We start from the raw sequence: 12142 nt of genomic DNA, 5'->3' as shown, positions 1-12142 counted from the left end.
GTTGGTACTCATAAAGGTTGGTAACCAAGTTGTTAAAAACAATAGTTTGGTTATCTACCTTTTTTTGTTGTGCTAATTTCTTGAAATCTACTAGGGGCACATAGTAGATTTCGTCTTCGTGGCGGTAGCTCACATTCATCTTGTCTAAGAGCAAAAGATGGTGTTTGCGTTCCAGATCTTGTATAAAATGAGCCAGTTCGTCCAAGGTACAACCACCGATATGCTGATTTTCATCGGCAGCAATGACAATAAACCGGTCATAACGTATTTGGAAAGCACACCTAACGGATTTCCCATGAGATGCCCATGTGGAGAGGTACTCGGAGAGGTCTGAGGTGATTTGGCTGAGCTCTTCTGAAGTCAGCACACGATTAGCAGGGTATATCCATACCCGTGCGGTGTCTTCTAAAGTGTTAAAATCAACTAACATAAGTATTCCATAATTGAGGAGTGCAAATATATAAAATTTTTTGCAGATGGGCAATTTGTCCTTGAAAAACAGCAAAATTAAAATTATACCTGTCTATTTATGGGTATTTTGAAAGGGAAGGTTCTATTTGTGAAATTATATTTAAATTTCCTTCAATTTTATTTGGACTTATACTAAATAAGTTGTATTTTTGCACTCACTTAGAAACAGAAACGAATCTTTTTGATAATGAGAAACAAACTAATCGTAGGGCTAGCTTTGTCGGGGCTTTCACTCTCGGCACAGGAGCAGCCCAATTATGCTACACTGAAGGCGCAGCTCAAGGAGGAAATCCTACAAGAGTTACACCAAAAAGATAGTTTGGAGAAAGTACAAAAGTCTAACCTGCTAAGTGGGGATCGCTTTTCTTTCTCTGGCTATGGGGCTGTGAATTACTACAAATATGGTACGTATGACTCTGATGCTTATATTAGGGATAAGATAGACCATGAACGACTCAACCTTTACTTAGGTTATCGTTTCAATGATTGGATATCTATGCGTTCCGAAATAGAATTCGAACATGGGGGTACAGGTGCTACTATGGAGTATGATATTCAGGAGGAAGCTGGCGAGTTCGAACAAGAGATCGAAGCCGGTGGAGAGGTGAAGCTCGAACAGATGTACTTGGATTTCCAATTGCGTCCTTACTTCAATGTGCGAGCAGGACGGGTAAAACTCCGCTTGAACTTAGCACAAACCCTCGACAGACCTAATTCCTACTTTACTGCTCATAAGCCTGAAATGGAGAATGAGATGCTCCCTCTAGGTTGGTACGAGAATGGTATCCAGTTCTATGGAACTTTTGCTAAGCGGTTCCGTTATGAGCTTTCTTTCACCAATGGCTTGGATGCTACAGGATTTAGTTCAAGAAACTTTGTCAAAGGAGGACATCAATTGCGCTTCGAGATGGCTCAAGCCGATGCTTGGGCTTATACAGGACGCTTGGATTATCTTTTTGGCAAGAGTAAACATACCTTTGTAGGTGCTGGTTTTTATACAGGCAATAGTACGCCAAACCGACCTAAGAAAGATATAGAAAAGGATGGACGAGTAACCCTCTTTGCAGCACATCTCTCTTATGATGAAGGGCCTTTACGCTTTAATACGGCTTTTGTATGGGGCAATGTACAAAACTCGGATCTTATCTCCTCGGCCAATACACGTATATCAAGTACCTTGGGGGTGAAGAAAACAGCGGTCGGTAAGCAGGCTATAGGCTTCGCTGCGGAAGTAGGTTACAATATCCTACCGCTTTGTAACTATACAGGAGAGCAGAGGCTCTATCCCTTTGTCCGATATGATTACTATGATACCATGAAGCAAGTACAGGGACTGATTCGCAAGAATCCTAAGTGGGAACGTAGTGCTCTTACCGCAGGACTAAATTGGTTCATTACTCCTGCAATTGTAGCTAAGGCTCACTACCAGTGGCGTACCTTGGGAGCTGATTATTATGACCTTACTCAGCGTATCCCTGTATATATGGGAAGAAAAATGAAGGAAAACACCCTTACCATTGGGCTTGCTTTCTCTTTCTAAATGTGTAACCTAATTAAATTAAATTTTATATGAATCTAAGAACATTAACACTTAGTACCTTAGCAGCTCTCTCCTTGGTGAGCTGTGGAAAAGATGATGACAATAGTGGTGAGGCAGCTAAACTAGCAGCACAAGTAGCTAAAGAACAAGAAGTAATCAATGATGTAGTGAAGAATGTAATTATTCCTACCTACACTGAATTGAATGGTAAGACAAAAGCCCTTGAGACAGCACTTACAGCTTTGGAAAAAACGCCTAGTAATGCTACCCTCACTGCAGCTCGTCAGGCTTGGAAAGCAGCTCGTAGCCCATGGGAACAATCCGAAGGATTTCTCTATGGCCCTGTGAAACAACCTGAAGATCTAGATGAGGCTATGGATACTTGGCCTGTAGACGTACAGAAAATGAATACAGTCCTCATAGGTACAGCACCTATTACCCCTGCTGTGATTGCACAAAACCCTGAAACTCGTGGTTTCCACTTAATTGAATTCCTTATCTGGGGAGAAAATGGACAAGCTACTGCCGCTTCTCTTACTGCAAGACAAAAGGAATACCTAAAGGCAGCTGCTCAGGATATGAAGAACAATACCAATGCAGTACTTCAAGGCTGGACAAGTGGAAAATATGCTGAAAATTTCGCTAAAGCTTCTGCTGGAACAGGAAAATACAAATCTACTGCGGCAGCTGTTTCTGAAATTGCTTCTGGACTTTGGCATATTGCTAATGAAGTAGCTTCCGAAAAAATAGCTAACTGCTTTAACGAAGCGGGTGATCCTGTATTTGACAAAGAAGAATCTCGTTTTAGTAACAATTCTAAGCAGGACTTTACTGATAACATCCGTAGTATTCAGAACATTTACCTAGGTAAATATAATGGGGTACAAGGAAAAGGTCTTAGCGACCTTGTAAAAGAGAAAGATGCTGCCCTTGATGCTAAGCTCAAAGCTAAAATACAAGAGGCTATCAATAACCTTGAAGCGATCCCTGGTACTTTTACTGAAGCTATTGTAAAAACAAATGCTCAAGGACGTGCTGCCGTTACCAAAGCACAAAATACAGTATTCGAACTTCGCGACATTATCGAGAAAGAATTGAACAAATATTATTCAATCTCAAAAGGATAATATCCTAAAAAACAATCAATTGTAACGACAAAAAGAAATAATCTTTCTTTTTGTCGTTTGCTTATAAAATACAAATACCACATAGTAATGAAAACATTCGCAACAACAACCCTTTTATTGCTAACCACAGCACTTTGTCTTTCTTGTAATAGTGAGGAGGACGAATATATCTATCCAGAACACTTGCCCGATATATCTCATAGAGTCCTTGCCGGAGGAGCAACAACTACATATAGTGAAAACAGTTTTGCCTATAGTGTGGCTGCTGAAAATCTTAATGAAGAAGAGAACAATCTCCATGACGAAGGAGACCAAATGTTCGATGTTACCTTCGTCACCCAGCCTGCTCCTGTATATGGAGGCTTAGGGCCTATCTACAACAGTAATTCTTGTATCAGTTGCCACCCTGGTGAGGGGCGTGCTCCCTTCCCTACCGATTTGGTGCGTGCTCGAGGCTTCTTGATGAGGGTAAGTATTCCCGGAGTAGATGCTCATGGAGGCCCACTGCCAGCGCCTGGCTTCGGAACCCAAGTACAGAACTTAGCTACTGCAGGATTCCGACCTGAAGGGCAGTTTGCGGTTACTTATACTGATATTGTAGAAACTTTTAAGGATGGCACCAAGGTAGTGCTCAAAAAACCTCACTATTCTCTTATAGGGGTTACTGCCACTGTGCCTGCTGATATTCTGATCTCACCTCGCACCAGTATGCCTATCTATGGCTTGGGTCTGTTGGAGTTTATTCCCGAAGCTGACCTTTTAGCCGCTGAAGATATAGAGGATAGAAACAAAGACGGTATTTCAGGGAAAGTGAACCGCGTATGGGATGAGGCTAACCAACGTATGGCGATTGGACGCTTCGGATGGAAGGCTAATACCGCTTCCTTACTTGATGAAGCCGCAGGCTCTTTCTTAGGAGATTTGGGAGTTACCAACCCTTATCATGGTTATCGTGTAGAGTTGGGACATGGACAAACTGACTCTGATGATGGCAGAGATGATGACCCCGAAATGACTAAAGCTGAAGTAGATGCCACTACCTTCTACCTACAAACTCTTGCAGTACCTGCCGCGCGTAACCTTAACAAACTTTCAGTACGCAACGGCTCCCATATCTTCGAGGGTATCGGTTGTGCCAAGTGCCATACACCTAAACAGCGTACCTTGCAGTCCCCTGTTAGGGCTTTAGCCAATCAAACCTTTTACCCCTATACGGATATGCTCCTGCATGATATGGGAGAAAATCTCGCTGATGACCGTCCTGACTTCCTTGCCGATGGTCGTGAGTGGCGTACTCGCCCGCTCTGGGGTATTGGTCTGCAAGACTTGGTAAGCGGGCATACCCACTTTATGCACGATGGTCGCGCTAAGAACATTACTGAGGCTATTCTTTGGCACGGAGGAGAAGCGCTCCGCTCTAAGGAAATCTTCAAAAAACTCTCCAAAAAGGAACGAGCTGATCTACTCGAATTCCTTAATTCTATTTAATTGATTAATCACTAGCTGTAATGATAAAGAAAATAATATTATGGACATTCCCTATATTCTTCCTAAGTGCTTGTTCAGAAGAGGAAGAGTATATCTATCCAGAACAATTACCTAACCTTACAGATAGAACCTATGCAGGTGGGCAAACTACTGTTTTTAGTGAAATTAGTTCAGCTTATAGTGTGCCAGCTACCAATCTATCGGCTGCCCAAGAAGAACAACATGATTCAGGAGATGCAATCTTTGAGGCTACTTTTATCACAGCTCCTGCTGTCAATAATCCCGGTATAGGTCCTATTTTCAACAATAATTCTTGTATATCCTGCCACCCAAGAGATGGTCGCGCTCCGTTTCCTACTGCTCTTAATAGGCGTAGTGGTTTCTTTCTCAGAGTGAGTATGCCTGGTGAAGATCCCCTTACAGGGGCTATGATCCCAGTGCCTGGCTTTGGGACTCAGATACAGAACCATGCTATCATCGGTCATGCACCTGAGGCTTCATTTGCCGTAAGCTATACAGAAATTATAGAAACTTTTGAAGATGGAGAACAGGTGATACTAAGAAAGCCTTATTATAGAATGGAAAATACCTATATACCATTGCCCGCAGGAGTGTTATCCTCCCCACGTATTGGTCCTCCTGTATTTGGTCTGGGACTTTTGGAATCAGTACCCGATGCGGATATCATAGCGGCTGCTGATCCCGATGACCATGATGGAGATGGTATCTCTGGAAAGGTTAACTGGGTATGGGATCCCGTCTCCCAATCTAAAAAGATTGGTCGCTTTGGTTGGAAGGCCAACACGGCTACACTACTGGAACAATCTGCTGCAGCTTTCGTGAATGATATGGGAATTACCAACTATCTATTTCCTCAAGAAACAGGAGCAGGACAGACGAATGGTAGTGATGGCCTTGCCGATGATCCTGAAATAGACCGACAAACCTTGGACAATGTAGCTTTCTATTGTCAAACTCTTGCGGTACCTGCAGCACGTAACCTTAGTAAGCTGTCGGTCAGAAATGGAGCTCGTCTTTTTGAGTTGGCCGAATGTGCTAAGTGCCATACGCCTAAGCAGCGTACCCTGCAAGCTCCTATCAAGGCTTTAGCTAACCAAACCTTCTACCCTTATACCGATATGCTCTTGCATGATATGGGAGAAGACCTAGCTGATGGTCGTCCTGACTTTCTCGCTACAGGTCGTGAATGGCGTACCCGTCCCCTTTGGGGCATTGGACTACAAGATATGGTCAATGGACATACAGAGTTCTTACATGATGGTCGCGCTAAGAACATTACAGAGGCCATTCTTTGGCATGGAGGTGAAGCGCTTCGTTCTAAAGAAATCTTTAAGAAACTTTCTAAAAAGGAACGAGCAGACCTCCTTGAGTTTCTTAATTCTATTTAGATTTCAGCCCTCAGAGGTCAGTCTTCAGCCGTTAGCATCTGACGGCTGACCTCTGATTTCTGAAGAAAATTTGTTTATATGTATGAAATGTTATATATTTGCCCAAAATTTAGAAATTATTAGTCATTGACAATTAACAATTAATCATTAACAGTTGCTATGGATCTTTTTTTGAGCATTTTTCCTATTGTGCTACTGATTTACCTGATGGTAAAGCGCAATGCATTTCCTTCCTATGTAGCCTTACCACTGATTGGAGGATTAGTGTATGTGTTACAGATGTTTTACTTCAAGAATGAGTTTGTGTTACTCAATGCCAATATTGTTTCGGCGATTATTTCAGTATTTACCCCTATTTCAGTGATTTTTGGAGCGGTATTTTTCAACCGTATGATGGAGTCTTCGGGGGCTATGAATACGCTTCGTCAGTGGTTGGGGAACATCAACCCGAATCCAGTGGCACAGCTGATGATTATTGGATGGGCATTCGCTTTTATGTTGGAAGGAGCTAGCGGCTTCGGTACCCCAGTGGCCATCGCGGCGCCTATCTTGGTAGGTCTAGGGTTCAAGCCTATGCAAGTGGTCATGTTAGCCCTAGTGATGAACTCTGTGCCTGTTTCCTTCGGAGCGGTAGGTACCCCTACTTGGTATGGTTTCAAAACCCTTTTGGACAGTGGCACTATCAATGGGGAGGATGTTTCCAAAATTGGACAAATCACCGCACTCATTCACCTTATTGCAGGCTTTGTGATTCCAGTATTGGCCTTACGCTTTATCGTTTCTTGGAAAGATATCAAACAGAATATAGTTTTTATCCTTATTAGTATCGTCTCTTGTACCATTCCTTACTTCCTCATCGCTCAGTTCAACTATGAGTTTCCTTCCCTAGTAGGAGGAGCTATAGGACTCTTTATCTCTGTTGGGGTAGCAGGAAAGGGCATAGGACTTGCCAAGGTAGACCAGCAAGAAGAAAAACAACCCATAGCTACAGGTACTCTTGTCAAGGCTTTTACGCCTACGCTATTGCTTATTGTAATTCTAATACTCACCCGTGTACAACAACTTCCCTTCAAGGCAATGCTCAATGATGCTACCGAGTGGTTCCAGTTCTCCCTAGGAGAAATGGGTACCTTCAAGGTGAGTAAAGGACTCATATTCTCTGTGGAAGATATCTTCCGTACAGGGGTGGGTGATAGCTATAAACTCCTCTATACGCCTTCACTGATTCCTTTTATAGTTACTGTAGTGCTTTCTTTCTTTATATTCCGTTTGTCTTGGGATAAGTGTAAGGATATCTACCTAAAGAGTGCTTTTCAGATGCAGAAGCCTTTCCTCGCTTTGGTCGGAGCTATGATTATGGTGAAACTCATGATGATAGGCGGTCAGGATTCTATGACTCAGATTATCGGTAAGGGACTAGCTAATGCTACCCAACAGCATTGGGTATCTTTCGCTTCCTTCTTAGGAGCTTTGGGAGCTTTCTTCTCAGGTTCTAATACCATTTCCAATGTTACCTTTGGGGCAGTACAATATTCAGTAGCTACCGCTACAGGTCTTTCTGTACCGCTTATCTTAGCTTTGCAGTCGGTAGGAGGAGCTATGGGAAATATGGTGTGTATCAACAATATCATTGCAGGTTGCTCCGTGTTGGGTATTGACAATGCTGAAGGAAGTATCCTCAAGAAGACGGTCATACCTATGCTTGTATATGGTCTTATAGCGGCAATAGTGGCGCTCTTCTTATAATGAGTCAATCAGTAAATTCGCTCATTGGCAAATTGGCTCATTAAAAATATAAGAATACTATGAATACAAATATAATTCCTTTAAAAGAAAAGCTTAGTTTTACTCAGTATCAGGCAATTATTAAATTCTTAAATGATTTAGGGGTTGAAGTGGCAGATTCTGAAATAGACCAATACGATGATATTCTCACTCAAGAGGATATAGAGGCTATTATGCTTTCTCGTAAGCAAATACAAATGGGATTAGGAATAAAGAATGAAGATGTCTTTAATGAAATTGAAGAAAAAAGGAAAAGATCATGGAAATAATATGGTCTCCTCAAGCAAAGGAAAGCCTCACTCAAACACTCGAATATTGGGATATACACAATGATAGCCTTGAATATTCTGATAAGATCATAAGAGAATTAAGATTATTATTACAAGAGCTTTCTTCTAAGCCTATTTATATAGGTAGATATATTGAAAAAATGGATTTATATGTAAGGACTATTCTGAAAGGGCGTTTTCTTTTATATTTTCAAGTGAAAGAGGAGACAATAGAAATACAGCACTTCAGAAGTTCTAAACAGGAATCTATTGAAATCTAATGAATCAATTAGCAAATTAGCTCATTAGTTAAATAACTAAAAACTAAAAACTAAAAACTAAAAACTTTTTCGTATTTTTGCGCCCTAAAAAAAATTATATGACTGCTATAAGAAACATAGCCATTATTGCGCACGTAGACCACGGAAAAACAACTTTAGTAGATAAAATCCTACATCACTGCGCGCTCTTTCGCGATAATCAAGAAACGGGTGAACTGATTTTGGACAACAATGACATAGAGCGCGAACGCGGGATCACTATCCTCTCTAAGAATGTATCGGTCAATTATAAGGGCACAAAAATCAATATCATAGATACCCCAGGCCACGCCGACTTTGGTGGGGAGGTGGAGCGTGTGCTCAATATGGCCGACGGGGTGCTCTTGCTTGTAGATGCCTTTGAGGGGCCTATGCCACAAACACGCTTTGTACTACAAAAGGCTATTGAGATGAAACTCAAGCCTATTGTGGTAATTAACAAGGTAGATAAGGAAAACTGTACCCCAGAGGAGGTGCATGAGGCTGTATTTGACCTTATGTTCGAACTTGGTGCGGAGGATTGGCAGTTGGACTTCCCTACCGTATATGGTTCCGCCAAACAGAATTGGATGTCCGAGGATTGGCGCAAGCCTACCACTACCATAGAGCCGCTTTTGGACATGGTAGTGAAGTATATCCCCGCCCCTAAGGTTTCCGAAGGTAGCTTACAGATGCTCATCACATCCCTTGACTACTCTACCTTTACAGGACGTATTGCCATAGGGCGCTTGCATCGTGGTACCCTTGAGGCAGGTATGAATATCTCCTTGGTAAAACGTGATGGGACTATTGTAAAATCTAAAATACGCGAACTCCATATCTTTGACGGCTTAGGTCGTAAGAAAGTGGAGTCAGTACAGGCAGGTGATATCTGTGCTATTGCAGGGTTAGAAGGTTTCGATATTGGTGATACTATTGCCGATTATGAAAACCCCGAAGCGCTCCCTACCATTGCTATTGATGAGCCTACCATGAGTATGCTCTTTACTATCAATGACTCTCCTTTCTTTGGTAAAGATGGTAAGTTTGTAACTTCCCGACATATCAAGGAACGTCTTGAGCGTGAATTGGAAAAGAACCTCGCCCTAAGGGTAGAGGCTACCGATAGTGCGGATAAGTTTATCGTATATGGACGCGGGGTGTTACACCTCTCTGTGCTTATTGAGACGATGCGCCGTGAGGGATACGAACTACAAATAGGTCAGCCCCAAGTTATCATCAAGGAGATTGATGGAGTTAAGTGCGAACCTGTCGAAGAGCTTACCATAGACCTACCAGAGAATGTAAGTGGAAAGGCTGTGGATTTCGTTACCCTCCGCAAGGGTGAAATGCTTAGTATGGAGCCTAAGGGAGAGCGTATGATTATCAAGTTCCTTATACCTTCCCGTGGTATCATTGGGCTAAGAAACCAAATTCTTACTGCCACTGCTGGGGAGGCGATCATGCACCATCGTTTCTTGGAATTTCAGCCATTTAAGGGAGAGATAGCAGGACGTATCAATGGTTCTTTGATTTCTATGGAACAGGGTACCGCTATTCCTTACTCTTTGGATAAGTTGCAGGACAGAGGACGTTTCTTTATCTTCCCTGGGGAAGATATCTATACAGGGCAGGTGATCGGCGAAAACTCTCGTAGTGGGGATATGGTGGTGAATGTGACCAAGACCAAAAAACTTACCAACGTACGTGCTGCAGGTTCCGATGAAAAGGTGAAACTCGCTCCGCCTATTAAGTTTTCCCTAGAAGAAGCCCTCGAATATATCCAAAAAGACGAATATGTAGAGGTAACTCCTAAGAATATGCGCATCAGAAAGATCTATCTGGACGAAAACGAGCGCAAACGCCACGAGAAAGAGTTTAAATAGTGACTAATGACTAGTGACCAGTGACTAATCCCAGTGACTGCATAGATAACTCAAAATTCAGAACTCACAGCTCAAAACTACAATGAAAACAACAGCGCAGCGTTGGTATATAAGATTCCTACAATGGAAGACACAATACCTCACCCATAGGCAGTTTATACTGCTGCTTTGTGGGTTGGTAGGGGTCGCTACGGGCTTTGCAGCACTAGCGATGCGCTCCCTTACACACTTTATTGAGGAGGTTTTGGTGGGTAATATTATCCGCTATATCAACTATGGCTTTTATGTAGTTTTCCCAGCGGTGGGTTTTCTCTTGGTCTATTTGGTAAAGAAATATGTAATCCGTAAGGAGGTCAGTCATGGGATTCCCTCTATTCTGTATGCCGTAGCTAAGCAAAAGGGGATTATGAAGCGTTTCCAAGCTTATGGAAGCTTGCTGACAGCTCCTATTACCATTGGTTTTGGGGGTTCCGTAGGACTGGAAGGTCCTATGGTGGTTACAGGAGCTGGAATCAGCTCACAGATAGCCCGCTTGTTCCATATCAATCAGTCCGATCGTATGCTCCTTTTGGCTTGTGCTTGTGCGGCAGCCTTGGCAGCGATCTTCAAGGTGCCACTGGCGGGTATCCTTTTTGCCATAGAAGTGTTTGGGCTAGACCTTACCCTCTCTTCCCTACTGCCGCTTTTCTTGGCTTCACTTTCGGGAGTGCTTACCTCATACCTATTCTTTGGTAATGCAGCACTGTTGCCTATTCAGGTGAGTGCGAATTTCCTTATGCGCAATATTCCTTTTTACCTACTTTTGGGAGTAGTAGGCGGTTTTATGTCGGCTTACTTTACCTTTGTCTATGAGAGGGTCAATCGTTTTTTTGCCCGATTCTCTTCTCCCTATGTGTGCTTACTTATAGGAGGTGCCATTTTGGGATTGCTTGTTTTTCTTATGCCACCCCTCTATGGGGAAGGGCATGAGGTGATTAACCACCTTAAGGAAGGTCATCCAGAACTCTCTTTGGGGGATAACATCTTTGGTTGGGACTTACATAACCCTTGGATCATTATCCTGCTTTTGGCAGGCTTGGCTTTCTCCAAGGTGGTTGCCACCTCTGTAACTTTCGGAGCAGGCGGTGTAGGGGGGATCTTTTCCCCTATGCTCTTTATGGGTGGGGTTATGGGCAATTGCTTTGCGCGTATTATCAACCAGATAGAATGGTTGCCACATAAGTTACCCTTGGCCAACTTTACCCTTATTGGGATGACCGCCCTAATGACGGGGGTACTCCATGCGCCACTGACAGCCATTTTCCTTATTGCAGAAGTAACAGGAGGGTATGCGCTTTTTGTCCCTGCTATGGTCACGGCGGTAGTGTCTTTTTCTATTGCTAAATATTTCAACAAATACTCTATCTACACAATGGAACTGGGGCGTAAGGGAGAATTGGTCAATCAGGACAAAGACCAAGCAATTTTGACGCTTATGGATATGCAGAGTGTGATAGAGACCAACTTTGTCCCTGTCTATACCGATATGAATCTCAAGGGAGTCGTATATGAGGCTATCAGGGAGTCCTCTCGTAATATTTTCCCCGTATTAGACAGAGAGAAAGGCAGTTTGGAAGGGGTCATCCTTTTGGATGATATTCGCCACTTGATATTTGAAAAGGAACTTTACGAAAAAGTTTCCGTACTGGAGATGATGCAGCCGCCTCCTGCCCTTATTCAAATGGGAGCAGATACTATGAACCAAGTTATGGACAAGTTTCAGAGTACAGGTGCTTGGAATCTTCCAGTAGTTAAGGATGGCAAATACATAGGCTTTATCTCCAAATCCAAACTCCTAACGGTATATAGGAGAAAACTGATTTACTTTA

At 42.8% G+C, this 12142-nt stretch carries 10 protein-coding genes; 9 read left to right on the top strand and 1 reads right to left on the bottom strand.

Annotation, left to right across the window (positions count from 1 at the left end):
• Positions 1–430 (bottom strand): ABC transporter ATPase (locus Q0625_RS13975; protein WP_298828580.1); only part of this gene is annotated, 430 nt, incomplete at its 3' end.
• A 228-nt stretch (positions 431–658) separates the two neighbouring features.
• Here Q0625_RS13975 and Q0625_RS13970 point away from each other — a divergent pair.
• The 9 genes from Q0625_RS13970 to Q0625_RS13930 form a co-directional block, all read left to right on the top strand.
• Positions 659–2011: an autotransporter outer membrane beta-barrel domain-containing protein gene (locus Q0625_RS13970; RefSeq protein ID WP_298828578.1), complete on the top strand. Its 1353-nt coding sequence runs from the start codon at positions 659–661 to the stop codon at positions 2009–2011.
• Positions 2012–2040: 29 nt separating this feature from the next.
• The gene (locus tag Q0625_RS13965) at positions 2041–3138 is read left to right on the top strand and encodes an imelysin family protein (protein WP_298828576.1); all 1098 of its coding nucleotides are present in this window, start codon (positions 2041–2043) and stop codon (positions 3136–3138) included.
• An 87-nt stretch (positions 3139–3225) separates the two neighbouring features.
• Complete coding sequence (locus Q0625_RS13960; RefSeq protein WP_298828573.1) at positions 3226–4626, top strand: di-heme oxidoredictase family protein; 1401 nt, start codon at positions 3226–3228, stop codon at positions 4624–4626.
• A 20-nt stretch (positions 4627–4646) separates the two neighbouring features.
• The gene (locus tag Q0625_RS13955) at positions 4647–6035 is read left to right on the top strand and encodes a di-heme oxidoredictase family protein (RefSeq protein WP_298828571.1); all 1389 of its coding nucleotides are present in this window, start codon (positions 4647–4649) and stop codon (positions 6033–6035) included.
• A 159-nt stretch (positions 6036–6194) separates the two neighbouring features.
• Positions 6195–7781 carry an L-lactate permease gene (locus Q0625_RS13950; protein WP_298828569.1) on the top strand — a complete coding sequence of 529 codons (1587 nt, stop codon included), beginning with the start codon at positions 6195–6197 and terminating at the stop codon, positions 7779–7781.
• A gap of 59 nt (positions 7782–7840) precedes the next feature.
• On the top strand, positions 7841–8089 hold the full coding sequence (locus Q0625_RS13945; protein ID WP_298828566.1) for a hypothetical protein: 249 nt from the start codon (positions 7841–7843) through the stop codon (positions 8087–8089).
• Positions 8080–8370, top strand: coding sequence for a type II toxin-antitoxin system RelE/ParE family toxin (locus Q0625_RS13940; RefSeq protein WP_276724853.1), 291 nt, complete (start codon positions 8080–8082; stop codon positions 8368–8370). The genes Q0625_RS13945 and Q0625_RS13940 overlap by 10 nt, the downstream gene beginning before the upstream one ends.
• A 98-nt stretch (positions 8371–8468) precedes the next feature.
• Positions 8469–10274 carry a translational GTPase TypA gene (typA, locus tag Q0625_RS13935; protein ID WP_298828561.1) on the top strand — a complete coding sequence of 602 codons (1806 nt, stop codon included), beginning with the start codon at positions 8469–8471 and terminating at the stop codon, positions 10272–10274.
• A gap of 82 nt (positions 10275–10356) precedes the next feature.
• Positions 10357–12142, top strand: a 1786-nt coding sequence (locus tag Q0625_RS13930; RefSeq protein WP_298828558.1) for a chloride channel protein, incomplete at its 3' end; no start/stop codon positions are given.

It is taken from the genome of uncultured Capnocytophaga sp. (genome assembly GCF_938029845.1).
Classification (GTDB): Bacteria; Bacteroidota; Bacteroidia; order Flavobacteriales; family Flavobacteriaceae; genus Capnocytophaga.
This window is presented reverse-complemented; position numbering and strand designations above follow the sequence as displayed.